This window comes from Burkholderia territorii, from assembly GCF_902833055.1.
GTDB lineage: Bacteria > Pseudomonadota > Gammaproteobacteria > Burkholderiales > Burkholderiaceae > Burkholderia > Burkholderia territorii.
In genome coordinates this window covers 215,125-239,656 of the sequence record NZ_CADFEJ010000002.1, presented here as the reverse complement: position 1 = coordinate 239,656, position 24,532 = coordinate 215,125, and the positions used below count along the sequence as shown (strand labels likewise).

Sequence of the window (24,532 nt, the reverse complement as noted above, 5' to 3'; positions counted from 1 at the left end):
ACTGTAGCGATGCCGTGCCGCCGGACGTTTCATCCCAGGCCGAAACGTGGACGTCGCGCATGCCGTCCGCGACGGCGTGCCGCCCGTCAGCCCGCGAGTGCGCCGAGATTCAGTTCATGCGACTTGCCGATCCACACCGCGCTGTCGCGATGGTCGCGCATGTCGTCGCCGGTATTCGGATGCAGGAAGACGTCGAGCGCGCCGTGATTCAGCACGAGCCACGGCACGATGGCGTCGAAATGCGCGGCATCGAACGCGATCTGATAGGACCAGGCCGGATGCGGGCCGACGAGACGCTCGTGAAAGCGGCCGAGCTCGATGATCGCGCCGAATCGTTCTTCGACGACGAGGCGGAACGCCCAGGCTGCGTCGCGGCTCTCGGCGTCGAAGTAGACGTGTGCGTGCCAACTGGCGATGGCGGTGGTGTCGATGGCAGCCATGGCGGAACTCGAAAGAAGAACAGGGAAGGACATGAGCCGTGACGGCCGATGCGCAATTATCTCGCGTCCTGGCGGGACACGTCTCGTTGCAAAGCGGGAGATCGGCGCGGTGGATTTGTCGTGTGTCAGGAAATCCAGTGTGTTCGTTGAGTCATTTCGCACTTGTGCCGGCGTGTGCGGCATCGTGTCGAAAGCCGCGACGGCTACGGCCCGGGCCGAATTCGCATCGGCAATACGTCATTTCAAAAACTGCAAAGGCGATTCGCGTGGTGTTTCGATTCATCAGCCAAAATGCAATCAGGTAATTGAATGAAATAAAGAATTTCCGCTCGGGCAGCATTGGCGAATCGCTTGAATCAGGGCCGGCCCCCGGTGCAGAAAAAATCAATTGCGGAATCGGCTATTCAAGCGCATGGCCACGCGACATACGATGATTGCACCGCATCGGCGATGACGACCGATGCGGAAACAACCATCTGGAGGCCATGATGCGATCCGTTGTTTCCCTTGCTGTCCTGTCCGGCGCGCTTGCCGTGCTGCCTGCCGCAAGCTTCGCGCAGTCCGTCGATACCGAGTGGCAGTCGAACGCGGCGCCGTTGTCCTGGTCGGCGGCGCGTGCCGAAACCGACGTGCAACTGAGGCAGATGACGCGCGTCGGCTATCGCGCGACGACAGCCGGCAATCAGAACTATCCGCTCGCGATGCAGCGCGCGCTCGAGCGCGTGAGGTACCCGGTGCCCGACCGCTCGCGAGAGGAGAAGGCCGCGATGGAAGCACGCGCGGCAAGCGCCGCGCGCAGCGGCCATCCGGTGAAGGCGTTCTTCGTGAAGACGGCGTACTACCTGAAGGGCGAGAACACGTTTTGATGGGGGAGGCGAGCATGGCATGCGCTGATCGATTCCCCGACGTGTTGCGCGCATCGGTGGTTCGCCGGCGACGCGAGGCGCGCGCGACGCGCTCGCGGGACGACATGAACGGCGGCGCGCCGCGCCGCGCGAACGGCCGTCGCGACGTGAGCCGCGGCACCGTTGCGTGCCGTATCGCGTGGTCGGCACTCGATGCGGACGACGTCGCGCCGGGCGAGGGCCGATCATGAAGGCCGCCAGAAAAGGCCGTCGCCACGTTCCGTTGACGCGCGAATGGCTGCTGCCGCTGCCGCCCGCGCATGTGCGCGACATTTCGCTGAAATGCCACATGGCGCTCGTCGCGCTGCGCGGCGAGCACGGCAGCGAAACGTTGCTGATGCGGTTGCGCACGAGCGTCTACCTGGTGTTCCTCGCGCTCGACGACGCGGTTTCCCCGGATGCGAGCATCGACTTGTGCGTCGACGCGGAGCGCGCGCTCGACGCGAGCGTGGCGCGCGCCGCTCAAAGCGGCGCATGGACGCTGCACGACGACGAGTGTGCGGCGCTCGAGCGTGTGCTCGCGGCGAACGACGCGTGCGTCGCGACGCTCACGCGACACCGGCTCGCCGAGCTGTGGCGCCACGTGAGCGCGTTCGCGTCCAGCGAGCAGCCCGGGCTGGTCGCGCAGGCGGCGGCACGGATGCGGGCTTCGGCCGTTCTGCATTGAGCGGCGGCAACGCGGGCGGCTCGCTGGCCGCGTTTCATGCGCGTTCCGTTCCGGGGCTGATGCTCGCCGACCGATGTCACGACAGGAGCCGATCGGGCCCGGTCGATGATGATCCATCCTCGCGTTCGCGACGATCGCACGGTCCGGTGCGAACGCATCGTTTCAGTCAGGAGGTGGCGATGGCGCTATACAGGATCGGTGGCTACTTCACGTGCGGAAGCGGCCGCGCATTCCGCGAGAACCTGCCGCCGGGCAGCGAGGCAACGGTTGCGGGCATCTATCGATGCACCATATGCGGCGACGAGATCGGCATCGCGAAGGCGCAGGCGCTGCCGTCCGATGACGAACATCGTCACGATCTCGATCCGCCGTCCGACCCGCTGCTCGATCGCGGGCCGACCGCATGGCAACTGATCGCGGCGGCCGAATCGAGGCACTAGGCGTACGGGCGTTCGCGTGCTCATGCGTGCGCGAATGCACGCGGACTTGCGACGACGCCCGACAAAACAAAAGCGCCACGGAGCGAACTCCGTGGCGCTTTTTCGATGCCGGCCGACGCGAAGGCGCGAACCTCTGCGTGGCGGTACGCGTTTAAGCTGCCGTTGCCGGCTTCGACGACTTTTGCAGCTTGCCCTTGCCGGCGCGCTGGATTTCCTCGAGCTTGATCTCGACGTGGCGCGAGAACACGTACTCGGCCGGGCGCTGCTTCGCGATCGAGATGTCCGGCGCGAACGGGCCTTCGGTCTTGATGCCCTTGCGGCTGACCGCGAACGCCTTCAGCGGATGCGCGATCGTGTCCATCACGGCGGTGGCTTCGAAGCCGCAGTGGACCATGCAGTCCGCGCACTTCTCGTAGTTGCCGACGCCGTAGTTGTCCCAGTTCGTGTCTTCCATCAGTTCCTTGAAGGTCTTCACGTAACCTTCGCCGACCAGATAGCACGGCTTCTGCCAGCCGAACACGGTACGCGCCGGGTTGCCCCACGGCGTGCACTTGTACGTCTGGTTGCCGGCCAGGAAGTCGAGGAACAGCGACGACTGGCTGAACGACCAGCGCTTGCCGCCTTCGCCGCGCTTCAGGATCTCGCGGAACAGGTTCTTCGTCTTGTCGCGGTTCAGGAAGTGCTGCTGATCCGGTGCGCGCTCGTACGCGTAGCCCGGCGACACGGTGATGCCGTCGACGCCGATCGGCCCCAGCGTATCGAAGAACTTCGCGACGCGCTCGGGGATCGCGTCGTTGAACAGCGTGCAGTTGATGTTCACGCGGAAGCCGCGGCGCTTCGCTTCCTTGATGGCCGCGACCGCCTTGTCGTACACGCCTTCCTGCGACACGGAATGGTCGTGCATCTCCTTGTCGCCGTCGAGGTGGACCGACCAGACGAAGTACGGATTCGGCTGGTAGTCGTCCATCTTCTTTTCCATCAGGAGCGCGTTCGTGCACAGGTACACGAACTTCTTGCGCTTCATGATGCCCTTGACGATCTCCGGCATGTCCTTGTGGAGCAGCGGCTCTCCACCGGCGATCGACACGATGGGCGCGCCGCACTCGTCGACGGCTTCCAGGCATTCCTCGACGGAAAGACGCTGGTTCAGGATCGGGTCCGGATAGTCGATCTTGCCGCAGCCGTTACAGGCGAGGTTGCAGCGGAACAGCGGCTCGAGCATCAGCGCGAGCGGATAGCGTTTGTTGCCGGACAGGTGTTGGCGCATGATGTATGCGCCGACGCGGACTTGCTGGAGCAGCGGAATAGACAAGAGATGTCCTCCTTAAACTTCGCGGGCGACAGCTTGCGTAAGCTTCGCCGGCAACTTGAATTCGACTTTTTCCTCACGGCCCGCCATCGTCGTGACATCGACGGGCCCCAGCGCGCGCAGCGCGCCGATTACATCCTCAACCATTTCCTCGGGTGCCGACGCGCCGGCGGTCAGGCCGACCGTCTGCACGCCCGCGAACCATTCGGGCTTCACTTCCGAGCCGTCGGCGACGAGATAGCTCGGCACGCCGCTTTCGGTGCCGATCTCGCGCAGGCGGTTCGAGTTCGAGCTGTTCGTCGCACCGACGACCAGCAGCACGTCGACCTGGCTGCTCAGCTCGCGCACGGCGGCCTGGCGGTTCTGCGTCGCGTAGCAGATGTCGCGCGTGTCCGGGCCGACGATGTCGGTGAACCGGCGCTGCAGCGCTTCGATGATGCCGCGCGTGTCGTCGACCGACAGCGTCGTCTGAGTGACGTACGCGACCGGCGTGTCGACCGGCAGCGTCAGCGTATCGACTTCCGCCTCGCTCTGCACGAGGATCACCTCGGCCGGAATCTGGCCGATCGTGCCTTCCACTTCCGGATGGCCCGCATGGCCGATCAGGATCAGCCGGCGGCCCGCCGCGACATACTGGCGGCCCTGCACGTGCACTTTCGTGACGAGCGGGCAGGTGGCGTCCAGCACGTCGAGCCCGCGCGTTTCGGCGTCACGCTCGACCGTCTGGGCGACACCGTGCGCGCTGAAGATCGCCACGGCGCCATGCGGCACCTCGTCGAGCTCCTCAACGAATCGTGCCCCTTTATTACGCAGATTTTCGACGACATGCCGGTTGTGCACGATCTCGTGACGCACATAGACCGGCGCGCCGTGCTGTTGCAGCGCGCGATCGACGATTTCGATCGCGCGGACAACCCCCGCACAAAAGCCGCGGGGCTGGGCAAGGATGACTCGCATAGGTGAGCGAACTCCGACGACAGACGCCGGGGTTCGAGGAGCTGGCACGGCTCGCTCGCCCCGGCTTGATGTTATGAAGGCAGGAAACGAACCGGCCAGGCCAGGCCCCGGAACCCCGAATTAATCGCGCATTTTAACCCTATCGCGCCGTCCTTGCTCTGGTGCCGTATTGGCGTGTTGCATCCGCCGCAGTGCCGCGTCGGCGCTGGCGCGCGCGGAACCCGGTAAACTGCGCGGTTTCGCGGGCGGCCTGTCCGGCTGCCCGGCGTCGCGCTCATTTCAAGGCCATTCGATGACCGTCGATTCTTACGCGTATTGCCCTGCCGCCGGTGCGGTCATGGGCTTTTCAACTCCGACCCTTATTGAGACCGGACGATCCGGTGCCGCTCGCGCCGGCATCCGGCAGGAGGCGGGCCGATGATGCTGGCGATCACTTTCCTGGTGTCCGGCCTGTCGCTGCTGATCTGGATCGTGCTGCTCGTCGCGCGCGGTGGGTTCTGGCGCGCGCGCCCCGCGCAGCCGCTGCCGCCCGAGGCACGCGGTGCCGCGGCCGAGGCCGGCTGGCCGGCCGTCGTCGCGGTCGTGCCGGCACGCAACGAGGCGGACGTAATCGCCCGCGCGGCCACGTCGCTGCTCGAGCAGGATTATCCGGGCGACTTCCATCTGATCATCGTCGACGACCACAGCGACGACGGCACCGCCGATGCGGCCCGCGCGGCCGCGCTCGCGATCAATCGCGCCGACCGCCTGACGGTGCTGTCGGCGAAACCGCTGCCGGCCGGCTGGTCGGGCAAGGTGTGGGCGCAGTCGCAGGGCATCGCCGCGGTGCGCACGCTCGGGCTGCCGGCCGACTACCTGCTGCTGACCGATGCCGACATCGGCCATCCGCCGGACGCGGTCGCCCAGCTCGTCACGCGCGCGCAGGCCGAACAGCGCGATCTGGTGTCGCTGATGGTGCGGCTGCGCTGCGATTCGTTCTGGGAAAAGGCGCTGATTCCGGCGTTCGTGTTCTTCTTCGCGAAGCTCTATCCGTTTTCGTGGATCAACAATCCGCGCAACCGGACGGCCGGTGCCGCCGGCGGCTGCATGCTGGTCAAGCGCAGCGCGCTCGAGGAGGCAGGCGGCATCGAATCGATTCGCGGCGCGCTGATCGACGACTGCAGCCTCGCCGCGCAGATCAAGCATCGCGGCAGCGGCCGGCATCCGATCCGGCTCGACCTGGCCGATCGCAGCGTGTCGCTGCGTCCGTACGACAGCTGGCGCGACATCTGGAACATGATCGCGCGCACCGCGTTCACGCAGCTTCATTACTCGCCGCTGCTGCTCGCCGGCACGCTCCTCGGGATGACGATCATCTACCTCGTGCCGCCCGTGGCCGCGCTGGCGTACGGCGCGCGCGCGTGGCCGGCGTGGCTCGCGTGGGCGTCGATGTGCACCGCGTATGCGCCGATGCTGAGCTACTACCGCCGCTCGCCGCTGTGGGCGCCGGCGCTGCCGCTGGTCGCGCTGTTCTACGTCGGCGCGACGTTCGCGTCCGCGTGGCGCTACTGGCGCGGCAAGGGCGGCCAGTGGAAGGCACGCGTGCAGGCGCCGGTGGAGCGCTGACGCACGCCCCGGGGAGGCCGGCGGATGCCGGCCGTTGCTCCGGGTTGCGGAAAGCAAAAAGCCCGATCGATTGTGCGAATCGATCGGGCTTTGTCGTTTTACGGCGTTGCCGCGCGCGCTTACCGCTGCGTCAGCATCATGTACATCTGGATCACGACGTCCGGCGAGAACGTGAACGGCACCCAGCCGTAGCCGGTGTGGCGCGCGACCAGCAGGCGGTCGCCGTTCGCCTGCTTCTGCACGGCCATCATCGGGTTCTTCGTCGTCACGAAGCGCCAGCCGGCCGGGATGCCCGGCGGCGGTTCCGGCTGCATCGACGCGCGCGCGTGCGCCAGTTCCTCGATCAGCTGGCCGAGCTGCTCCGGGTGCAGCGTGATCGACTGGCCGTTGACGGTCAGCGTCAGTTCGTTCTGCGACGGGCGGGCGACGTGCAGCGTCGCCTTGTCCGCCGGCGCGTCAGCCGTCGCTGCGGGCGCGAGTTCGATCGCCGTGTCGGCGACGGTCGTTGCAACGACGTCGGTGATCTCGTCGGCCGGCGCCGGGGCGGCTTCAGCGGCCGCCGGTGCGGCGACATCCGTCACGGGTTCAACCACGGGTTCGGCCGCCGCTTCGGCGGCGCCGTCCGCGACGACCGGCTCGGTTGCCGCGGTTGCCGAACCTGCCGCGCTCGTCGCGGCGTCCTTCACGACGGCTTCGACCAATGCTTCCGCGTCGGCGATCGCCTTCGCGTGACGCGCCGCAGCCGCCTCGGCCTGCGCGATGGCTTCGGCATGGCGTTGCGCGACGGCCTCGGCTTCGGCGGTTGCGAGTGCGTGGCGTTGCGCCGCGGCTTCGGCTTGCGCGATCGCCTCGTTGTGACGTCGCGTGATCGCTTCGGCTGCGGCCGCTGCGTCGGCATGGCGCTGCGCGGCGGCTTCCGCTTCGGCGATCGCCTGCGTGTGCCGCTGCGCGAGTGCCTCGGCTTCGGCGATCGCGGCTGCGTGGCGCTGCGTCGCGGCCTCCGCTTCGGCGATCGCTTGCGCGTGACGCTTCGCGGCGGCTTCCGCCTCGGCGGTCGCGGCGGCATGGCGCTGCGCGGCTGCGTCCGCTTCGGTCGCGGCGGCGTGATGACGCTGCGCGGCAGCCTCGGCTTCGGCGATCGCGGCCGCATGACGCTGCGACGCGGCTTCGGCATCCGCGTGACGTTGCGCGAGCGCTTCGGTCAGCGCGGTCGCCTCGGCGTGCCGCTGGATCGCTGCTTCAGCCTGTGCGGCCGCTTCGGTGTGGCGTTGCGCGGCGGCTTCGGCCGCGGCGGTTGCATCGATGTGGCGCTGCTGCGCGGCTTCGGCATCGGCGGCTGCGGCCGTGTGGCGCTGCGCGGCGGCCTGGGCTTCCGACTCGGCGGCGGCGTGACGGGCGGCGGCAGCCTGGGCTTCGGCCGCGGCGGCGCGCGCGAACGCTTCCGCGCTGCGTGCCGCCTGCTGCGCGGCGTGGTGATCGTGGAGGAGCCGATCGACGCCCGCGTTGAGCGAATCGATCTGTTCGTTCAGGTTCATGCGTGTCTTCTCTGCGTAAGACCCGCGATTTTAACCGCTGCGCCGGTGCCGGTTCGTCGGCGACGTGTAACAAAGTGCGCAAAGCGGCGTGACGCACGCCGCTTTGTGTTACTTCAGGTAGCCCGCCGAGCCGAACCAGTCGAGCGCATCGCGCAATCCTTCGCGGTACGGACGCGCGCGGTAGCCGAGCTCGCGCTCGGCCTTCGCGGACGTGAAATACATCTTGTTCTTCGACATCCGCAAGCCGTCGACGGTCACGAACGGCTCCTTCTTCGTGAACTTCGCGACGGCCTCCGCACCGACCGCGAGCGGATAGAGCGGCCAGCGCGGCAGCGCGATCGTCGGCGCCTTGCGGTTGGTCATCTGTGCGATGTCGGCCAGCATCTGCTGCAGCGGCAGGTTCTCGCCGCCGAGGATGTAGCGCTCGCCGATCCGGCCGCGCTCCAGCGCGAGGAAGTGGCCGTGCGCGACGTCGTCCACATGCACGAGGTTCAGGCCGGTATCGACGAACGCCGGAATCTTGCCGAGCGCGGCTTCGACGATGATGCGGCCGGTCGGCGTCGGTTTCACGTCGCGCGGGCCGATCGGCGTCGACGGGTTGACGATCACGGCCGGCAGCCCTTCGTTGGCGATCATCCGCTCGACCGCGCGCTCGGCCAGCACCTTGCTGCGCTTGTACACGCCGATCGCCTGCTCGGCTGTCAGCGGCCGGTTCTCGTCGGACGGGTCGCCCGCGCTCGTGACCTTCAGCGTCGCGACGCTGCTCGTGTAGACGATCCGCTCGACGCCTTCGGCACGCGCGGCGCGCATCGTCGCGACCGCGCCTTCGAGGTTCGCGCGCTCGATCTCCTGCGGATCCGGCGCCCACAGCCGGTAATCGGCCGCCACGTGCAACAGGTAGCGCACGCCGCGCAGCGCGGCGCGCATCGACGTTTCGTCGCGCATGTCGCCGGTGACGATCTCGGCGTCGAGATCCGCGACGTTCGTGCGCGGGCTGGTCGGGCGCACCAGCACGCGCACCGCGTAGCCTTTCTGCTGCGCGATGCGTGCGACGGCCGAGCCGACGAAACCGGACGCGCCGGTGACGAGAACGAGATCGCGGGAGGTATCAGTCATGCGTTTCCTTCAGGGCCGCGCGCGGGCGGCGCGGCGGTTGTGCGTCGGCGAGATTGTACGTGCTCGGCGCGCCCGGCGACGCGAGCGCCGCACGGCGGCCGAGCCGGCGGGGCCGCGGCGCGCGGTGGCCTGGCCCAGCACGTGTGAGAAGCGGCCGACGCGACTACAATGCCGGGCTTGAATGCAACGGGAGGGCGACGCGATGAGCCGCAATGAACTGGACGAACGGATCGAGACCTACTACGTGCGGGTGCGCGGCGTCGTGCAGGGCGTCGGTTTCCGTCACGCGACGGTGCGCGAGGCGCACGCGCTGAAGCTGCGCGGCTGGGTCGCGAATCTCGAGGACGGCAGTGTCGAGGCGATGATCCAGGGCCCCGGCGCGCAGATCGACCGGATGCTCGCGTGGCTGCGTCACGGGCCGCCGTCCGCGCGCGTGACGGAGGTGACGTTCGAGGAGCGCCAGATCGAAAAGCGCTTCGAGCGCTTCCAGCAGCAGTAAGGCGAAAACGACATGACGGGGTATCCGGAGGCCGGTCGCGGCATCGCGCTGTCGGTGATGGCGTCGACGCTGTTCGCGCTGATGTCCGCCTACGCGAAGCTGCTCGCGCCGCTCACCGGGCTCGACATCTTCGCGTGGCGGATTCTGTGGACCGCGCCTGGCGCGCTCGCGCTGATCGCGCTGCGCGGCCGCTGGCCGGCGCTCGTCGAACTCGTTCGGCGCAGCGTGCGCGACTGGCGCCTGCTGCTCGCGCTGCCGGCGAGTGCGGCACTGCTCGGCCTGCAGCTGTGGCTGTTCCTGTGGGCGCCGCTGCACGGGCGCATGCTCGAGGTGTCGCTCGGCTATTTCCTGCTGCCGCTGACGATGGTGATCGTCGGCCGCTTCTACTATCACGAACGGCTCGATCCGCTGCAATGGGCGGCGGTCGCGTGCGCGGCGCTCGGGGTCGCGCACGAGGTGTGGGCGACGCGCGCGTTCGCGTGGCCGACGCTCGTCGTCGCGCTCGGCTATCCGCCGTATTTCGTGCTGCGTCGCCGGATCAACGCGGATTCGCTTGCCGCGTTCGCGCTGGAGATCGCGTTGCTGTGCCCGGTCGCGCTCGCGATGGTGGCGTCAAGCACGACGCCCGTCGCCAGCCATCCGATGCTGTGGGCCATGCTGCTGCCGGGGCTCGGCGTGCTCAGCACGCTCGCGCTCGCGAGCTACCTGAAGGCGAGCCGGATGCTGCCGATGGCGCTGTTCGGGATCCTCGGCTACGTCGAGCCGGTGCTGCTCGTCGCGGTGTCGTTGCTGCTGCTCGGCGAAACGCTGAGCGTCGCGCAGCTCGCGACGTACGGGCCGATCTGGGCCGCCGTCGCGTTGACCGCGTGGCACAGCGCGATGCTGATGCGGCGCTTGCCCGTGCGCGCCTGAGCGTCGCCGCGAGCGGCGTGACGGCGGCACGAACGTGCCGCGCGTCGCGCGTTCGTTGCGTCGAATCCCGCGATGCTGGCGTCGAACTGGCATCGCGCTGACGCCGGTCTGGCCAGCCTGCCAATTCTGTATCGCCGTTGTTATCGGCGTAATCGAACAGAAGATTCCGTTGCACTTTGTTACTTAGGGTATCCCCCGATCGGCCGCTAGACTGACCTGACCGTCTTCTTTTTCGTATGCGGCTTTTCCATGATCGGTCATCTCCGTGCCAGGCAGGACGGGTTGGCGCGATGCGAGCATACGCGCATCGCCGCTGACCGCGTTCGCCTTTTCCCTTCCGAATTCTCCACCGGTGCGTGCCGCGCCGCCGTCGCGCAGGTGCGGCCATGTCGATGAGCATGCCGCCCGCCATGTCCGCCCCGCCGGCGCGCGGCGGCCGCCTGATCGAAGTCGATTTCTTCCGCGGCATCGTGTTGCTGATGATCGTCGTCGATCACATCGGCGCGAGCGTGCTGTCGCGCGTGACGCTCCACTCGTTCGCGCTGTGCGACGCGGCCGAGGTATTCGTGTTCCTCGGCGGCTTCGCGACCGCGAGCGCGTACGGCGCGATTGCCGACCGGCATGGCGCGCGCGCCGCGCAGCGGCGGTTCGTACGCCGCGCGATGCAGATCTATCGCGCGTTTCTCGCGACGTCGACGCTGATGCTCGTCGTGTCCGCCGTGCTCGACCATTACGGGATCGACGCGCCGAACCTCGCGCTCGACGACGTCAGCGTGATGCTTGCGTCGCCGCTCACGGGCGCGGCCGAACTGCTCACGTTCCAGCGCCAGCCGTATCTCGCGTCGGTGCTGCCGATGTACGTGCTGTTCGCGCTCGCGTCGCCGGTGATCGTGCCGTTTGCGCGCCGCCATCCTTGGCTACTCGTCGCGTTCAGCGCGGCATCGTGGCTCGCGGCCGGGTGGCTCGGCCCCGAACTGCTCGACACCGACTCGTTCCGCTGGAGCTTCAACCCGTTTGCGTGGCAACTGATGTTCGTTGCCGGCGTGCTCGCACGCTGCCAGCCGTTCTACCGGCACGTTGCGCTCGGACGCTGGAGCGCCGCGGCGACCGGTGTCGCGTGCGCGATCGTGCTCGGCTGCGCGAGCTACAAGCTGTTTTCGGGGCTGCCGGTGCCGGAAGGCGTGCTCAAGCGCGATCTCGCGCTGCCGCGTATCGTGAGCTTCGCGGCGATCGCGTGGCTGATGGCGGATTGCGTGCGCCGCGGCTGGATCGCGCGCATTGCGCAGGCCGTGCAGCCCGTCGTCGCGGTCGGACAACGCGGCCTGATCTGCTTCGTCGCGGGCGCGGCGATCTCGCTCGTCATCGATTCGCTGCTGCATCCGGTCGCGAACGGCGCCGAGTTGCGGCATATCGGCGTGGGCCTTGCGGCCGACGCATGCGCGGTCGCGCTGATGATGGCGGTGGCGGGTTCGGGAACGTGGTTCGCGCGCTGGCGCGGCGCGGCCGCGTGAGCGGCGCGGAAGAACGGGTAGCTCGAAACGCGGGTAACGCGACAGCACGGGCAACGCGCCAGCACGGGCAACGCGGCAGCACGGGCAACGCGATAGCGCGGGCAACGCGATAGCGCGGGCGACGCGACAGCGCGGGCAACGAGGCACCGCGACAACACGGACAACCCGGAAGCACGAGAGCGATGCGGAAACGCGGAAGCGGCACGCGCGGTGCCGCACGGCGTCGGTGCGGTCAGTGAGGTGAGCCGATGCGGGAGCGGGCGGCGGCGTTTGCGTCGTCGGATTCGGCGTCGTCGCGTTCGTCGGACTTCGGGTCGTCCTGCTCCGCGAGCACCGCGTCGGCTTCGGCCGCGGCCCGGGCGGCGCGCACTGCGGTGCAGCGCTGCGCGTGCCGGATGTCGGACAGAATCCTCAACAGCCGAGTCGTTTTGCTTTTCATGATCTTCTCCCGCCAGTGCGCATCACGACGGAGCGGATGCGCCGTTGCAACCAGTGTAGGACGTGCTGGCCGCGCTGGCAGGAGAATGTGGCGTGCACGCCGCACGCCGAGGGATAGTACTTACTGCGCCGAGGCCATCGCCTGCGCCTGAACCGCTTCTTCCTCGCGGCGCTCTTCCGCGCAGCGCTGATGCTGGCGCGACAGTCGGTTCATCATCGGCAGCAGCAGGAGCGCGAGCAGCATGCCGATCGCGGCGAGCCAGCCGAGCTTCTCGAACAGCGACAGGTAGAGCGGCAGCGATTCGGTGGCAGGCAGGTCGTGCGACGGCATCTGCGCGAAGTTCGCGACGACGCTGCCCAGATACTGAGACACACCCGTCGCGACGAAATACGCGCCCATCATGAAGCCGCTCATGCGCGCCGGCACGTAGCGGGCGATCATTGCGAGGCCGAGACCGCTCACCAGCAATTCGCCGAGCGAGTAGAGGCCGTAGCCCCACACCATGAACCACGACGACACGCGACCGTCCACCGCGTAGCGGCCGCTGATCGTGAACACCAGGTAGCCCGCAGCCACCGCGCCGAAGCCGAGCGCATACTTCGCCGCGACCGGCAGGTCACGGCCGCTCTTCGAAACCGCGTTGTAGATCCACACGAGCACCGGGCTCAGCATCATGATCCAGATCGGGTTCAGCGCCTGGAACTGCGCGGCGCTCCACGTGAACAGCGTCGTGCCGAACAGCATGAAGCGCGGATCGACGTTGCGCAGCGCGAACAGCGTCAGCGACGTCGACATCTGCACGTAGAAGATGAAGAACAGGATCACCTGGCCGATCAGCACGAGCGCCGCGATCAGGCCCGCGCGCTCGGAGCGCTCCGACTTCGCGATCATGTACGCGAAGATCGCGAGAATCGCGAATGCGGCCGTCCACACGCTCGCGACGGCGAGCTGCTTGTGTTGCAGCACGTACAGCGTGACCAGCGCGAGCGCGGCGCCGCCTGCCGCCACGCCGCCGAGGCGCTTCCAGCGGATCGGTTCGTCGTCGGGCTGCGAGCCGATGTGCGCGAGCGTGCGGTGCATCAGCATGAAGTTCAGGATCGCGAGCAGCATGCCGGCGCAGCAGACCGCGAATGCGGTGTGCCAGCCCCAGTGATCCTTGATCCACGGCGTCGCGAGCATCGACACGGTCGAGCCGATGTTGACCGCCATGTAGTAGATCGTGAATGCGCTGTCGATGCGCGCATCGTCGCCTTCGTAGATGCGGCGCACGAGGTTCGCCGCGTTGGCCTTGAACAGGCCGTTGCCGACGACGATCACGCCGAGCGACGCATACATGTAGGCCAGCGCGTCGTTCGGCACCGCCAGCATCAGGTAGCCGGCGCACAGCACGGCCGCGCCGATGATCATCGTGCGACGGGCGCCGAGCACCTTGTCGCCGATCCAGCCGCCGATCGACGGCGACGCGTAGACGAGCGCGGTGAACGCGCCCCAGGTCAGGTTCGCATGGCTGTCGGTGAAACCGAGCCGGTCGACCATGAAGAGGACCAGGAGCGCGGCCATGCCGTAGTAGCCGAAGCGCTCCCACATTTCGATGAGGAAGACCGTCGTGAACGATCGGGTCTGTGAAACAGGTGCGTGCATCATCAATCTCGTTTGAAACGGACGGCGCGGATCGCGCGTCGCCTTTGGGTCGAACTGGCGCCGGAGCACTGTGGCCGGGTAGGCTTTGCGTCGGCGATGGAGCAGTCGGGCGGTTAGCCCGGGCCGGGGTCTGACGCCGCCGGCAAAGGCGGTGCAAGGCCCCGACCGGCGCGCGAATGGTAACGTTTGCCGGTCCGGTGCGTCAGGTCCGCGCCACTCAGGGAAACTCCCGATATGGCAGCAGCTTTCAGGAATATTCGTCTCATCATTTACTTGTAAGCTTTGCGCCCGTTCTCCGCAAATTCCCGGAGAGCCGCTTGCAGCTTGCCTGTGAAGCGGGCGAGTCTGGCAAGATAGCGCGTCGTTTCGCTCGCTTCGTGCCCTGTTTAGTGCACCGGGCTCAACACCGAAGACGTGTGCGAACCCGAAGACTAAGCCAAATCGATCTAACTTAGTTACTTTCCATCAAACATTTTTTGACGACCACTTTTCGGCCTGCTATGGTTCCCCCCACTGAAAACTCGCAGTCGGCAGACGCTGCCGCAGCACTGGGCAGCAAGATCCGCGCGTTGCGCCAACGACTCAAGCGCACGCTCGACGACACCGCTACCGCCGCGGGGATTTCGAAGCCGTTTCTGTCTCAAGTCGAACGCGGGCTCGCGTCGCCGTCGCTGACGTCGCTGGCCGGTATCGCACAGGCGCTCGGCGTGACGGTGCAGTACTTCGTGGATACGCCGAGCGAAGAACGCTCGGTCTGCAGAGGCGATCAGTTGCGCTTCTTCGGATTCGCCGATTCGGCGAACCTGTTCGCGAGACTGACCAACGTGACCGAAGGGCGTCAGCTCGAGGCGATCCTCGTGCGGATGCCGCCGGGGCAGAAGCGGTCTGAGGTGACGACACATGCGGGAGAGGAGTTCCTGTATGTGATTGAAGGGGAAGTGTCGCTGACGCTGGAAGGCAAGACGTTCGTCCTGCAGGCCGGTGACAGTTCGCACTATCAGTCGACGGTCCCGCACAGCTGGGTCAACACCGCGAAGATCGAGTCGGTGGTGGTCTGGGTCGGTACGCCGCGGCTGTTCTAACGCACAGGTATTCCTTCGTTTCCAAGACGGAATGCCTGTCGAAAGAAACGTAAGGAATACTAAGATGCAATACGAGAATCACGGGCCTCCTCAATCGCTGCACCCGTCAGCGTCTCACGCGTAACCGCGGCATTCGCCGCGCATCGCTCACCGAACAACCTTCTCAAGACCGCCACGATGAAATCCTTGCATGCCATGTCGGCCGTGCTGGCCGCGCTCGCCCTGACGACGCCCGCCGCTCACGCCGTGACCGTTCCGTCGAACGTCGCGCTCGCTCCTCAACAGGACCTGACGCGCCAGGTGCCCGCCGAAGTCGAGTCGCTCGACCCGGCGCACATCGAGTCGTGGACCGGCAACACGATCGGCCTCGACCTGTTCGAAGGGCTCGCCCGCATCGATGCGGCCGGCCAGGTCGTGCCGGGCGTTGCGCTCTCGTGGGAACGCAAGACGCCGCAGACGTGGATCTTCAAGCTTCGCCATGACGCGAAGTGGAGCAACGGCCAGCCGGTGACGGCCGCCGATTTCGTGTATTCGTGGCAGCGCGTCGCCGATCCGAAGACGGGCTCGAAGTACACGATCCTCGTCGAATTCATCAAGAACTCGAAGGACATCATCGCCGGCAAGGCCGCGCCGACGACGCTCGGCGTGCGCGCGCTCGATCCGTACACGCTCGAAGTGACGACCGACGTGCCGGTCGCGTTCTTCCCCGAGCTGACCGCGATGGCTCCGCTCGCACCGGTGAACAAGGACGTGGTCGCGAAGTTCGGCGACGCATGGACGCGCCCGGGCAACATCGTCAGCAACGGCGCGTACCAGCTCGTCGACTGGCAGCCGAACAACCGCATCGTGATCTCGAAGGACGCGAAGTACTGGAACGCGCCGAAGGTCGTGATCAACAAGGTCACGTACCTGCCGATCGAAAGCGACGAAACGGCGATGCGCATGTATCAGGCGGGCCAGATCGACTACAGCTACTCGATCCCGTCGGGCATCTTCCAGCAGGTCAGCAAGCAGTTCGGCGGCGAACTGCGCCCGGGCCTGCAGCTCGCGACCTACTACTACTACCTGAACAACAGCGACGCGGCGCTCAAGGACAAGCGCGTGCGCCAGGCGCTGTCGATGGTGATCGACCGCGACGTGCTGACGTCGAAGCTCACGCAGGCCGGCGAGAAGCCGATGTACGGCCTGATGCCGAACGGCACGAAGGGCGTGCAGCCGTTCACGCCGGAATGGGCGTCGTGGCCGATGGCCAAGCGCATCTCGACCGCGAAGGATCTGCTGAAGCAGGCCGGCTACTCGGATGCGAAGCCGCTGTCGTTCACGCTCACGTACAACACCAACGATCTTCACAAGAAGGTCGCGCTGTTCGCCGCATCGGAATGGCGCACGAAGCTCGGCATCAACACGAAGCTCGAGAACGTCGAGTTCAAGGTGCTGATGAAGGAGCGGCATGACGGCAAGGTGCAGATCGCGCGCGACGGCTGGTTCGCCGACTACAACGACGCGATGACCTTCTTCGACCTGATCCGCTGCGGCAGCTCGCAGAACACCGTCGGCTACTGCAACAAGCAGGTCGACACGCTCGTCGACGACGGCAACCAGAAGCTCGACGACAAGGCGCGCGCCGCGCTGCTCACGCAGGCGCACGACATGGCGATGAACGACACGCCGATGGTGCCGCTGTTCCAGTATTCGGCCGACCGTCTCGTGAAGCCGTACGTGGGCGGCTACTCGCTGAAGAACGTGATCGACATGCGTGCTTCGCAGGACATGTACCTGATCAAGCACTGAGCGGAGCGATCATGCTGGCCTACGCATTGAGACGCACGTTGTGGGCGGTGCCGACGATTCTTGCCGTCATCACCGTCTGCTACCTGCTGCTGCACTTCACGCCCGGCGGTCCGTTCGATACGGAGAAGCAGCTGTCCGCGGCGACGCTCGCGAACCTGAACGCGAAATACCACCTCGACGAGCCGCTGTGGAAGCAGTACCTGCTGTATCTCGGTTCGCTGCTGCAAGGCGATCTCGGCCCGTCGTTCCGTTACGTCGACTGGTCGGTGAACGATCTCGTGAAGAAGGCGCTGCCCGTGAGTCTCGGCGTGGGCGGTGTGTCGATCCCGATCTCGATCGTGTTCGGCGTGCTGCTCGGCACCGTCGCGGCCGTGCGCCGCGACAGCGTGATCGATCGCTTCGTGATGCTGATCGGTAACTTCGGCAACGTCGTGCCTCCGTTCGTGCTCGGCCCGGTGCTCGTGTGGATCTTCGCGATCCTGCTGAAGACTTCGACCGGCAACGGCTGGCTGCCGGCCGGCGGCTGGGGCGACGGCGGCTGGCAGTACCGGCTGCTGCCGATCGTGCTGCTGACCTTCATCAACGTGTCGCTGCTCGCGCGCGTGATGCGCGGCTCGATGATCGAGACGCTGTCGAGCAACTACATCCGTACCGCGCGGGCGAAGGGCCTGCCGGGCTCGACGATCGTGCTGCGCCATGCGCTCAAGCCCGCTCTGATGCCGGTCGTGTCGCTGTTCGGCACGGTGTGCATCACGTCGATCACGGCGGCCGTCGTCACCGAATCGGTGTTCGCGCTGCCGGGGCTCGGGCAGCTCGTCGTGAACGGCGCGATCAACCGCGATTACACGCTGGTGCTTGGCCTCGTCGTGCTGACGACCGTCTGTGCGGTGCTGTTCAACCTGCTGGTCGACCTCGCATACGCGTGGCTCGACCCGCGCATCCGTTATTGAGCGAGGCACTGCGATGACTCCGACTACTCCCGTCGTCGGCCTGCCCGTGCAGACCGACTCGCCGCCGCGTTCGCGCTCGCCGCTCGCGCTCGCATTCGCGCGTTTCCTTCACAACCGCGCAGCCGTGTTCAGCCTCGTGCTGCTCGCGCTGATCACGCTCGCCTGCTTCGTCGGCCCGTGGCTGCTCGCGGCCGATCCCGCGGCGAGCGACTGGGCTTCGATCAGCCTGCCGCCGACGCTCGCGAACCAGCACTGGTTCGGCACCGACGAACTCGGCCGCGACCTGCTCGTGCGCACGCTGATCGGCGGCCGCGTGTCGATCGAGGTCGGCCTGCTCGGCACGCTGGTGTCCGGCCTGTTCGGCGTCGCCTGGGGCGCGACCGCCGGCTTCGCGGGCGGCCGTGTCGACTCCGCGATGATGCGCGTCGTCGACATGATGTACGCGATCCCGTACCTGCTGATCGCGATCCTGATGATGACCCTGTTCGGCCGCTCGTTCATGCTGGTCGTGCTGACGATCAGCGCGTTCTCGTGGATCGACATGGCGCGTGTCGTGCGCGGCCAGACGCTGTCGCTGCGCAATCGCGAGTTCGTCGATGCGGCTCGCGCAATCGGCGTGTCGCCGACGTCGATCGTCGTTCGTCACGTCGTGCCGAACCTGCTCGGCGTGGTCGTTGTGTACGCAACCGTGTCGGTGCCGAACATCGTGCTGACCGAATCGGTGCTGTCGTTCCTCGGCCTCGGCGTGCAGGAACCGATGACGAGCTGGGGCGTGCTGATCCAGGACGGCGCGCAGAAACTGGAATCGATGCCGTGGCTGCTGCTGGCGCCGGCCGTCATGCTGTGCGTGACGCTCTATTGCGTGAACTTCGTTGGCGACGGCCTGCGTGACGCGCTCGACCCGAAGGATCGCTGAAATGGCTGCATTGCTGGAAGTGGAAAACCTCGGCGTGCGTTTCTCGCGCAAGGACGCGCCGCCGATCGACGCCGTGAGCGGCGTGTCGTTCTCGCTCGAAGCCGGCAAGACGCTCGGCATCGTCGGCGAATCGGGCTCGGGCAAGAGTCAGACCGTGATGGCGCTGCTCGGCCTGCTGGCCGGCAACGGCACGACGACGGGTACCGCCCGCTATCGCGGCGACAACCTGCTCGAGATGGATACGCGCGCATTGAACGCGGTGCGCGGCGACCGGATCGCGATGATCTTCCAGGATCCGATGACGTCGCTCAATCCGTTCCTCACGATCGAGCGGCAGATGACCGAGACGCTGCAGCTGCATCGCAAGCTGTCGCGCAAGGAGGCGACGACGCGCGCGATCGAGGCGCTCGAGTCGGTACGCATTCCGGATGCGGCGCGCCGCATCCGCATGTATCCGCACGAATTCTCCGGCGGCATGCGCCAGCGCGTGATGATCGCAATGGCGCTGCTGTCCGAGCCGGAAATCCTGATCGCCGACGAGCCGACCACCGCGCTCGACGTGACCGTGCAGGCACAGATCATCGACCTGCTGCGCGAGCTGAACCGCGAGCGCGGCACCGCGATCGTGCTGATCACGCACGACATGGGCGTGGTCGCCGGCCTCGCGGACGACGTGATGGTCATGTACGCGGGACGCACGGTCGAATACGCGCCGGCCGATTCGATCTTCGCGGCGCCGTCGCATCCGTACACGATCGGCTTGCTCAACGCGCTGCCGCGCCTGACCGATGCCGACGATGCGCCGCTCGTCGCGATTCCCGGCAATCCGCCGATGCCCGGCACCGCGCCGGCCGGCTGCGCGTTCGCGAAACGCTGCACGTATGCGCAGGAGCGCTGCGGTGCCGCGCGCCCCGCACTCGAAACCTATGGCGCAGCGGGCGCGGTGCGCGCGTGCCACCGGCCGCTGGCCGATCTGACGGGAGGTCTGCGATGAGCGTCGATGAACGCCGCAATGACGGCGCGGCGAACGATACGCTGCTGTCCGTCGAGGATCTGAAGGTGCATTTTCGCGTGCCGCTCGGCGGCTATCCGTGGTCGCCGAAGGGCACGCTGCGCGCGGTCGACGGCGTGTCGTTCGACGTGAAGCGCGGTGAGACGGTCGGGCTCGTCGGCGAGTCGGGCTGCGGGAAGTCGACGCTCGCGCGCGCGCTGATCGGCCTCGTGCCGATGACGGCAGGCACGGTGCGCTGGCGCGGCGAAGCCGTCGCGCCCGATCACCTGCGCGGCACCGCGATGCGCCGCGAAGTGCAGATGATCTTCCAGGATCCGCTCGCGTCGCTCGATCCGCGCATGACGATCGAGCAGATCGTCGCGGAGCCGCTCGTCACGCACCACGCCGGCCTCGGCCGCGCCGAAGTGCGGCGCCGCGTGGTCACGATGCTCGAGCGCGTCGGCCTGAACGCACATCACCTGCTGCGTTACCCGCACGAATTCTCGGGCGGACAGTGCCAGCGTGTCGGCATCGCGCGCGCGCTGATCGGCGAGCCGAAGCTCGTCATCTGCGACGAGCCCGTATCGGCACTCGATGTGTCGATCCAGGCGCAGATCGTGAACCTGCTGCGCGATCTGCAGCGCGAACTGTCGTTGTCCTATCTGTTCGTCGCGCACGACCTGGCGGTGGTGAAGGCCATCAGCCAGCGCGTGCTCGTGATGTATCTCGGCCGCGTGATGGAGTTCGGCACGCGGCATGACGTGTACGGCGTGCCTCAGCATCCGTACACGAAGGCGCTGCTCGATGCGGCGCCGACGCCGGAGCCGGCGCGCGAGCGTGCTCGCCGTCCGATGCTGCTGGCGGGCGAGATGCCGTCGCCGCTCAACCCGCCGTCCGGCTGCGCGTTTCGCACGCGCTGTCCGGTCGCGATCGACGCGTGTGCGCAGGACGTGCCGCTGCCCGAAGTGCGGGACGGTTCGGCGGCGCGCGTCGCGTGTATCCGGGCGGGCGTGGCGGCGTGAAGTGACGCAGCAAACATAACCAGGCAGGTCAACAGGGGTAGGGTGCGGCGCGAATGATCTTCGCGTCGCGGGTAAAGGCGCGTCCTTAACCGGGCTCGCCGGGGGGCTGGAAGCGGATCGCAACCGGCGTGGACGACATCAACACAAGACGAGAATGACGATGAAAAAGCAAAAGACGATCGGGACGGCATCGAAGATGCTGCTTGCATGGGGCCTGCCGGCGCTTGCCGGCGTATCGATGAGCGGCGTCGCGCATGCCGACGACGCGGCCCCCGCACCGCTGACGGTCGCGCAGGCCGCGCCGTCCGCCGGCGCAAGCGCGTCGGTTGCGCAGGCAACGACCCCGAACGCCATCATCAACGCCGAAGCGAACCAGGCCGTTACGCCGCCCGACGAGCCGTCGGCGCAGTCGAAGTCGAACGGCTTCATTGCCGACAGCCACCTGAACTTCCTGTTCCGCAACTATTCGGACACGCTCGACAACAAGGGCGGGCCGCATCGTCACGCGTGGGTCCAGGGCGCGATGGCGAACTTCGAGTCGGGCTACACGACCGGCCTGATCGGCATCGGCTTCGACGCATCGCTGTATGCGGCGCTGAAGCTCGACGGCGGCGCCGGCGCCGGCAGCATGGTGCACATCGCGAAGGGCGGCGGCGGCTCGAACCAGCTCGCCTGGGCCTATCCGGGCATCTACGACGTGAAGGCGCGCATCTCGAACACGGTGGTCAAGTACGGTCTGCAGGCCGTCGACAACCCGTTCATGGAGCAGCACGACAACCGCGCGTTGCCGCCGACGTTCCTCGGCGCGACGATCGTCAGCAACGAATTCAAGAACGTGATGCTCGAGGCCGGCAGCTTCACGAAGACCAATGCGCGCGGCCATACGACGCTCACCAATCTCACGACGCAGTACGGCGGCACGCGCGTCAACCGACTGACCTACGTCGGCGGCACGTGGGACTATTCGCCGGACGGCGAAGTCGCGCTGTACGCGAACCAGGCCGACGACGTGTGGCACCAGTACTACGCGTCGGTGAAGCACAGCATCGGCGATACGAAGTCGATCAAATGGACCGGCTTCGGTAACGTTTACTCGACGCACGACACGGGCGACGCGCTGCAGGGCAAGATCAACAACAACGCGTACAGCCTGTCGCTGGCCGCGCAACACGGCCCGCACGAGCTGCTGCTCGGTTATCAGCAAGTGCTCGGCGACCAGTTCTTCGACTACCTGAATGAAACCAACGGCATCTTCCTGACCAACTCGATGGACGTCGACTACAACGCGCCGCACGAAAAGTCGCTGCAGCTGCGTTACACGTTCTACGGCAAGGAAGCGGGCCTGCCGGGCTTCAAGGCGATGGTCTGGGGCGTGACGGGCTGGGGCGCGGATGCGAGCGCGGGCGCGGCGGCCGATCCGAGCAAGTCGAGCATCTACTGGAGCAACGGCGCGCCGGTGCAGGGCCGTCACCACGAGTTCGGCTTCATCCCGTCGTACACGTTCCAGAGCGGCAAGCTGAAGGACACGAAGGTCACGTTCATCGCGATGTGGCACAACGGTTCCGCGCACTACTCGGACGCGACCAACAAGGAATATCGCCTGGTCGTGAACGTGCCGCTGCACGCGTTCTGATCGAAAGGGGGCAGCGCCCCCTTTTCGGCATTTCCCGTCTCGCGCGGCCGGCCTGCCGATGGTTCGATCAGGCCGGTTTGTGCAACCCCGCCACCGGATCGTTCGCGGCGGGGATGTCTTCGACCAGCGACGTGAGCTGGCGGCCCGTGTCGCGCCACGCGTCGAGTCCGCCGCGCAGCGGCAACGCATCGGTGAAGCCCGCGTCGAGCAGGCGCTTGGCCATCAGCGCGGCCGTCACCTCGTTCGGGCACGAGCAATACACGACGAACTTCTGCGAGAACGGATAGCGCGCGACGATGTCCTCGATGTGCCGCTCGTCCGCGAACTGCGCGCCGGGAATCGTGTACGGGTCGAGCTTGCGGTGCTCGGGCGAGCGCACATCGAGCACCACCGGCGCGGCCGCATCGCGCAGCAGTACGTCGAGCTCGTCGACACCGATCCGCGCGCTCGCGAGCTGGCGGATCAGCGCACGGCGGCGCATCCAGCGCACGGCCGCATAGACGGCCAGCAGTGCGACGATCACCAGCAGCACCGCGCGGCCGAGCCGGCTCGCGCCGGCGAACAGCCAGTCGATCTGCCGATAGAACACGAGCCCCGCGACGAGGCCGACGGTCGTCCACAGCGCGGCGCCGAGCGCGTCGTAGCCGGCGAATGTGCGATAGCGCGTGCCGAGCGCGCCGGCCATCGGCACCGACACGAGCGACAGCCCCGGAATGAAGCGGGCGACCGCGAGCACGCGCACGCCGTAGCGGCCGAAGAAGCGTTCGGTTTTCTTCACGCAGGTATCGCGCGACAGCGACAGCCGGCAGATCGTCTTCAGCGTCGTGCCGCCGTAGCGCCGGCCGGCGACGTACCACACGGTGTCGCCGATCAGCGCGCCGAGGACCGACAGCGCCAGCACCGTCAGGAGCTGCGAGCCGACCATCGCCGGGTGCATCGCTGCCATCGCGCCGAACAGCACGAGCGTCGGCATCGCCGGCACGGGCAGGCCGATGGCCGCCGCCAGTACATTGGCGAACACGAGGAGCGGCCCGTATTGGGCGACGAGGTCACGGAGCATGACGGCTGGCCGAAAAGGAAGCGCGTGAGGAGGATACGCAGATGGGCCGATTATCGGCCATTTTCAACCGGGCGGAGGGGAATGACGGAAAGCGCCTGACGGCGGCAGGGACAAGCGAACAGATCGGTGAGCCGGTGCGTTGCGCGCGGCTCACCGTTCGACATCAGGAAGGGCTGCGGGCGAGCGAGGCCGCGCCGTGGTTTTCGCCGGGCAGCTCGGCGCCGTGCGAGCGGATCGCCGCGATCAGCTCGGCCGGCGTGATCTCGTAGCGAACCTCGCGGTGAATGCCGGGCTTGCGTTCGTCGATCTCGATCAGCAGCACGCTCTTGCCGTCGCCGGTCGCTTCGAGCCTGAGCGAGCGCAGTTCGCGGCCGTCGGCCGGGTCGTGTTCGGTGAGCAGGGTCATTGCCCCGGATGAGCCGGTAGTGCGCATCGAACCTATCCTCGTGTCGTGTGTGCCAGATTGGCGAAGATGTCGTTGTTGAATGCAGCCTGATGGAGTTTAACGCGAACGGGCCGCAACACGGAGCATTTTCGTGGGCTTGAAATGAGGGCTGCACCACCTATCCTTCTGATGTTTGAGCCGCACCGGGCGGGCGTTTCAGCCGGATTCGACCGCGTCGCGCCCGACGCTCCGGCCGGTGCCCGGGCCGGGCGGGCGCAGGTGCTGTCGGAAGCGGTTGGGGACGCCGATTACCGGGTCGTCGACTGAGTAGCGAATCGTTTCGACGCGGCCGGCCACGTGGCGCGAGAGGCTCGCGTCGCTGGCGGCGGTGACGCCGCAGTCGCACCACGTGCCGGTCCAGTCGAGCTTCCGGTGCAACCCGGATTGCGCGACGGCGCGCACCGCGACGAACCATGTCGTGTCCGGGTCGTTGCCGTGCCCGTGATCGTCGTGCGTGCCGTGGCCGGACAGTGCGTCTTGGGTGTTGGTCGGCTTCACCGTGAAGCGTACCGTGCCGCCGCTATCATCACGCAGCGTGCGAGGTGTCATGTCATCGCTTCGGTCGCGGGATGGGCGCGTATCGTCGACGGTCCTGCATGCATGCATGCGTGCGTGCAGCGGAATGGGCGGCATGGCGGCGGGCTGTCGATGGAGCGTGCGTCATAT

General features: G+C 67.1%; 26 protein-coding genes. 16 read left to right on the top strand and 10 right to left on the bottom strand.

Going from position 1 to position 24,532, the window contains the following annotated elements; genetic code table 11:
- Positions 1 to 86 precede the first annotated feature (86 nt).
- Positions 87 to 440 carry a DOPA 4,5-dioxygenase family protein gene (locus HW466_RS05680; RefSeq protein ID WP_059448908.1) on the bottom strand — a complete coding sequence of 118 codons (354 nt, stop codon included), beginning with the start codon at positions 438 to 440 and terminating at the stop codon, positions 87 to 89.
- Between HW466_RS05680 and HW466_RS05675 the strand changes: the two genes are divergently transcribed.
- The 5 genes from HW466_RS05675 (at position 439) to HW466_RS05655 (ending at position 2,452) form a co-directional block, all read left to right on the top strand.
- Positions 439 to 753 (top strand): hypothetical protein, encoded by a 315-nt coding sequence (locus tag HW466_RS05675; protein ID WP_151003047.1) that lies wholly within the window; start codon positions 439 to 441, stop codon positions 751 to 753. The two genes, HW466_RS05680 and HW466_RS05675, sit on opposite strands and share 2 nt — an antisense overlap.
- 175 nt (positions 754 to 928) lie before the next feature.
- The gene (locus HW466_RS05670) at positions 929 to 1,306 is read left to right on the top strand and encodes a hypothetical protein (RefSeq protein ID WP_151003049.1); all 378 of its coding nucleotides are present in this window, start codon (positions 929 to 931) and stop codon (positions 1,304 to 1,306) included.
- 14 nt (positions 1,307 to 1,320) lie between these two features.
- Complete coding sequence (locus tag HW466_RS05665) at positions 1,321 to 1,536, top strand: hypothetical protein (protein WP_059543465.1); 216 nt, start codon at positions 1,321 to 1,323, stop codon at positions 1,534 to 1,536.
- Positions 1,533 to 2,012: a hypothetical protein gene (locus HW466_RS05660; RefSeq protein ID WP_151003051.1), complete on the top strand. Its 480-nt coding sequence runs from the start codon at positions 1,533 to 1,535 to the stop codon at positions 2,010 to 2,012. Before HW466_RS05665 ends, HW466_RS05660 begins: the two co-directional genes overlap by 4 nt.
- A gap of 179 nt (positions 2,013 to 2,191) precedes the next feature.
- Positions 2,192 to 2,452, top strand: a complete 261-nt coding sequence (locus HW466_RS05655) for a hypothetical protein (RefSeq protein WP_059448911.1) — start codon at positions 2,192 to 2,194, stop codon at positions 2,450 to 2,452.
- A 151-nt stretch (positions 2,453 to 2,603) separates the two neighbouring features.
- Here the strand turns inward: HW466_RS05655 and hpnH are convergent, their stop codons facing one another.
- Together hpnH and ispH are read right to left on the bottom strand one after the other, a co-directional pair.
- Positions 2,604 to 3,764: an adenosyl-hopene transferase HpnH gene (gene hpnH, locus HW466_RS05650; RefSeq protein ID WP_059448912.1), complete on the bottom strand. Its 1,161-nt coding sequence runs from the start codon at positions 3,762 to 3,764 to the stop codon at positions 2,604 to 2,606.
- Positions 3,765 to 3,776: 12 nt separating this feature from the next.
- Positions 3,777 to 4,718 carry a 4-hydroxy-3-methylbut-2-enyl diphosphate reductase gene (gene ispH / locus HW466_RS05645; protein ID WP_059467316.1) on the bottom strand — a complete coding sequence of 314 codons (942 nt, stop codon included), beginning with the start codon at positions 4,716 to 4,718 and terminating at the stop codon, positions 3,777 to 3,779.
- A gap of 417 nt (positions 4,719 to 5,135) precedes the next feature.
- Here ispH and HW466_RS05640 point away from each other — a divergent pair, with 417 nt between their 5' ends.
- Positions 5,136 to 6,323, top strand: coding sequence for a glycosyltransferase (locus HW466_RS05640; RefSeq protein ID WP_174905529.1), 1,188 nt, complete (start codon positions 5,136 to 5,138; stop codon positions 6,321 to 6,323).
- A gap of 119 nt (positions 6,324 to 6,442) precedes the next feature.
- Here HW466_RS05640 and HW466_RS05635 read toward each other — a convergent pair whose 3' ends face one another.
- Positions 6,443 to 7,858 carry a phage tail protein gene (locus tag HW466_RS05635; RefSeq protein WP_174905528.1) on the bottom strand — a complete coding sequence of 472 codons (1,416 nt, stop codon included), beginning with the start codon at positions 7,856 to 7,858 and terminating at the stop codon, positions 6,443 to 6,445.
- Between the two features lie 108 nt (positions 7,859 to 7,966).
- Entirely contained in the window at positions 7,967 to 8,974 is a 1,008-nt protein-coding gene (hpnA, locus tag HW466_RS05630) for a hopanoid-associated sugar epimerase (RefSeq protein ID WP_151007155.1), read from the bottom strand.
- Between the two features lie 202 nt (positions 8,975 to 9,176).
- Between hpnA and HW466_RS05625 the strand changes: the two genes are divergently transcribed.
- From HW466_RS05625 to HW466_RS05615, 3 genes are all read left to right on the top strand, one after another.
- Positions 9,177 to 9,473: an acylphosphatase gene (locus HW466_RS05625; RefSeq protein ID WP_040140867.1), complete on the top strand. Its 297-nt coding sequence runs from the start codon at positions 9,177 to 9,179 to the stop codon at positions 9,471 to 9,473.
- A gap of 12 nt (positions 9,474 to 9,485) precedes the next feature.
- Positions 9,486 to 10,385, top strand: a complete 900-nt coding sequence (rarD, locus tag HW466_RS05620) for an EamA family transporter RarD (protein WP_060347150.1) — start codon at positions 9,486 to 9,488, stop codon at positions 10,383 to 10,385.
- Positions 10,386 to 10,771: 386 nt separating this feature from the next.
- Positions 10,772 to 11,896 (top strand): OpgC domain-containing protein, encoded by a 1,125-nt coding sequence (locus tag HW466_RS05615; protein WP_059543453.1) that lies wholly within the window; start codon positions 10,772 to 10,774, stop codon positions 11,894 to 11,896.
- Between the two features lie 232 nt (positions 11,897 to 12,128).
- Here HW466_RS05615 and HW466_RS05610 read toward each other — a convergent pair whose 3' ends face one another.
- A complete protein-coding gene (locus HW466_RS05610) occupies positions 12,129 to 12,335 on the bottom strand; it encodes a hypothetical protein (protein WP_059794842.1) in 207 nt (68 codons plus the stop codon).
- A gap of 120 nt (positions 12,336 to 12,455) precedes the next feature.
- Positions 12,456 to 13,979 carry a peptide MFS transporter gene (locus HW466_RS05605; protein ID WP_059501423.1) on the bottom strand — a complete coding sequence of 508 codons (1,524 nt, stop codon included), beginning with the start codon at positions 13,977 to 13,979 and terminating at the stop codon, positions 12,456 to 12,458.
- A 497-nt stretch (positions 13,980 to 14,476) separates the two neighbouring features.
- Between HW466_RS05605 and HW466_RS05600 the strand changes: the two genes are divergently transcribed.
- The 7 genes from HW466_RS05600 to HW466_RS05570 all read left to right on the top strand — a co-directional run bounded on the left by HW466_RS05600 (position 14,477) and on the right by HW466_RS05570 (position 22,361).
- Positions 14,477 to 15,058 (top strand): cupin domain-containing protein, encoded by a 582-nt coding sequence (locus tag HW466_RS05600; protein ID WP_059448921.1) that lies wholly within the window; start codon positions 14,477 to 14,479, stop codon positions 15,056 to 15,058.
- Between the two features lie 177 nt (positions 15,059 to 15,235).
- Entirely contained in the window at positions 15,236 to 16,849 is a 1,614-nt protein-coding gene (locus HW466_RS05595) for a peptide ABC transporter substrate-binding protein (protein ID WP_059543450.1), read from the top strand.
- A gap of 11 nt (positions 16,850 to 16,860) precedes the next feature.
- Positions 16,861 to 17,799 (top strand): ABC transporter permease subunit, encoded by a 939-nt coding sequence (locus HW466_RS05590; RefSeq protein WP_059501427.1) that lies wholly within the window; start codon positions 16,861 to 16,863, stop codon positions 17,797 to 17,799.
- A 13-nt stretch (positions 17,800 to 17,812) separates the two neighbouring features.
- Positions 17,813 to 18,715, top strand: a complete 903-nt coding sequence (locus tag HW466_RS05585) for an ABC transporter permease (RefSeq protein WP_059448924.1) — start codon at positions 17,813 to 17,815, stop codon at positions 18,713 to 18,715.
- 1 nt (position 18,716) lies between these two features.
- Complete coding sequence (locus HW466_RS05580; protein ID WP_059448925.1) at positions 18,717 to 19,709, top strand: ABC transporter ATP-binding protein; 993 nt, start codon at positions 18,717 to 18,719, stop codon at positions 19,707 to 19,709.
- Positions 19,706 to 20,728: an ABC transporter ATP-binding protein gene (locus HW466_RS05575; protein WP_059501430.1), complete on the top strand. Its 1,023-nt coding sequence runs from the start codon at positions 19,706 to 19,708 to the stop codon at positions 20,726 to 20,728. The genes HW466_RS05580 and HW466_RS05575 overlap by 4 nt, the downstream gene beginning before the upstream one ends.
- A 160-nt stretch (positions 20,729 to 20,888) precedes the next feature.
- A complete protein-coding gene (locus tag HW466_RS05570; protein WP_059501695.1) occupies positions 20,889 to 22,361 on the top strand; it encodes an OprD family porin in 1,473 nt (490 codons plus the stop codon).
- Positions 22,362 to 22,428: 67 nt separating this feature from the next.
- On the opposite strand, the gene HW466_RS05565 is transcribed toward HW466_RS05570, so the two are convergent.
- From HW466_RS05565 to HW466_RS05555, 3 genes are all read right to left on the bottom strand, one after another.
- Entirely contained in the window at positions 22,429 to 23,421 is a 993-nt protein-coding gene (locus HW466_RS05565; protein WP_059501432.1) for a DedA family protein/thiosulfate sulfurtransferase GlpE, read from the bottom strand.
- Positions 23,422 to 23,584: 163 nt separating this feature from the next.
- Positions 23,585 to 23,854 (bottom strand): hypothetical protein, encoded by a 270-nt coding sequence (locus HW466_RS05560; RefSeq protein ID WP_059448929.1) that lies wholly within the window; start codon positions 23,852 to 23,854, stop codon positions 23,585 to 23,587.
- Positions 23,855 to 24,022: 168 nt separating this feature from the next.
- Entirely contained in the window at positions 24,023 to 24,415 is a 393-nt protein-coding gene (locus HW466_RS05555) for a DUF756 domain-containing protein (protein ID WP_170296657.1), read from the bottom strand.
- Between the last annotated feature and the right edge of the window lie 117 nt (positions 24,416 to 24,532).

What these genes read in the sequence shown, in the direction of transcription:
- HW466_RS05665 (WP_059543465.1), top strand. Translation starts at nt 1,321, where the DNA reads ATGGCATGCGCTGATCGATTCCCCGACGTGTTGCGCGCATCGGTGGTT.
- HW466_RS05605 (WP_059501423.1), bottom strand. Translation starts at nt 13,979, where the DNA reads ATGATGCACGCACCTGTTTCACAGACCCGATCGTTCACGACGGTCTTC.
- HW466_RS05660 (WP_151003051.1), top strand. Translation starts at nt 1,533, where the DNA reads ATGAAGGCCGCCAGAAAAGGCCGTCGCCACGTTCCGTTGACGCGCGAA.
- HW466_RS05655 (WP_059448911.1), top strand. Translation starts at nt 2,192, where the DNA reads ATGGCGCTATACAGGATCGGTGGCTACTTCACGTGCGGAAGCGGCCGC.
- HW466_RS05635 (WP_174905528.1), bottom strand. Translation starts at nt 7,858, where the DNA reads ATGAACCTGAACGAACAGATCGATTCGCTCAACGCGGGCGTCGATCGG.
- HW466_RS05670 (WP_151003049.1), top strand. Translation starts at nt 929, where the DNA reads ATGCGATCCGTTGTTTCCCTTGCTGTCCTGTCCGGCGCGCTTGCCGTG.
- HW466_RS05560 (WP_059448929.1), bottom strand. Translation starts at nt 23,854, where the DNA reads ATGCGCACTACCGGCTCATCCGGGGCAATGACCCTGCTCACCGAACAC.
- HW466_RS05615 (WP_059543453.1), top strand. Translation starts at nt 10,772, where the DNA reads ATGTCGATGAGCATGCCGCCCGCCATGTCCGCCCCGCCGGCGCGCGGC.
- HW466_RS05640 (WP_174905529.1), top strand. Translation starts at nt 5,136, where the DNA reads ATGATGCTGGCGATCACTTTCCTGGTGTCCGGCCTGTCGCTGCTGATC.
- rarD (WP_060347150.1), top strand. Translation starts at nt 9,486, where the DNA reads ATGACGGGGTATCCGGAGGCCGGTCGCGGCATCGCGCTGTCGGTGATG.
- HW466_RS05580 (WP_059448925.1), top strand. Translation starts at nt 18,717, where the DNA reads ATGGCTGCATTGCTGGAAGTGGAAAACCTCGGCGTGCGTTTCTCGCGC.
- HW466_RS05680 (WP_059448908.1), bottom strand. Translation starts at nt 440, where the DNA reads ATGGCTGCCATCGACACCACCGCCATCGCCAGTTGGCACGCACACGTC.
- HW466_RS05585 (WP_059448924.1), top strand. Translation starts at nt 17,813, where the DNA reads ATGACTCCGACTACTCCCGTCGTCGGCCTGCCCGTGCAGACCGACTCG.
- HW466_RS05590 (WP_059501427.1), top strand. Translation starts at nt 16,861, where the DNA reads ATGCTGGCCTACGCATTGAGACGCACGTTGTGGGCGGTGCCGACGATT.
- HW466_RS05570 (WP_059501695.1), top strand. Translation starts at nt 20,889, where the DNA reads ATGAAAAAGCAAAAGACGATCGGGACGGCATCGAAGATGCTGCTTGCA.
- ispH (WP_059467316.1), bottom strand. Translation starts at nt 4,718, where the DNA reads ATGCGAGTCATCCTTGCCCAGCCCCGCGGCTTTTGTGCGGGGGTTGTC.
- HW466_RS05610 (WP_059794842.1), bottom strand. Translation starts at nt 12,335, where the DNA reads ATGAAAAGCAAAACGACTCGGCTGTTGAGGATTCTGTCCGACATCCGG.
- hpnA (WP_151007155.1), bottom strand. Translation starts at nt 8,974, where the DNA reads ATGACTGATACCTCCCGCGATCTCGTTCTCGTCACCGGCGCGTCCGGT.
- HW466_RS05600 (WP_059448921.1), top strand. Translation starts at nt 14,477, where the DNA reads ATGGTTCCCCCCACTGAAAACTCGCAGTCGGCAGACGCTGCCGCAGCA.
- HW466_RS05555 (WP_170296657.1), bottom strand. Translation starts at nt 24,415, where the DNA reads ATGACACCTCGCACGCTGCGTGATGATAGCGGCGGCACGGTACGCTTC.
- HW466_RS05675 (WP_151003047.1), top strand. Translation starts at nt 439, where the DNA reads ATGGCGGAACTCGAAAGAAGAACAGGGAAGGACATGAGCCGTGACGGC.
- HW466_RS05575 (WP_059501430.1), top strand. Translation starts at nt 19,706, where the DNA reads ATGAGCGTCGATGAACGCCGCAATGACGGCGCGGCGAACGATACGCTG.
- HW466_RS05595 (WP_059543450.1), top strand. Translation starts at nt 15,236, where the DNA reads ATGAAATCCTTGCATGCCATGTCGGCCGTGCTGGCCGCGCTCGCCCTG.
- HW466_RS05625 (WP_040140867.1), top strand. Translation starts at nt 9,177, where the DNA reads ATGAGCCGCAATGAACTGGACGAACGGATCGAGACCTACTACGTGCGG.
- HW466_RS05565 (WP_059501432.1), bottom strand. Translation starts at nt 23,421, where the DNA reads ATGCTCCGTGACCTCGTCGCCCAATACGGGCCGCTCCTCGTGTTCGCC.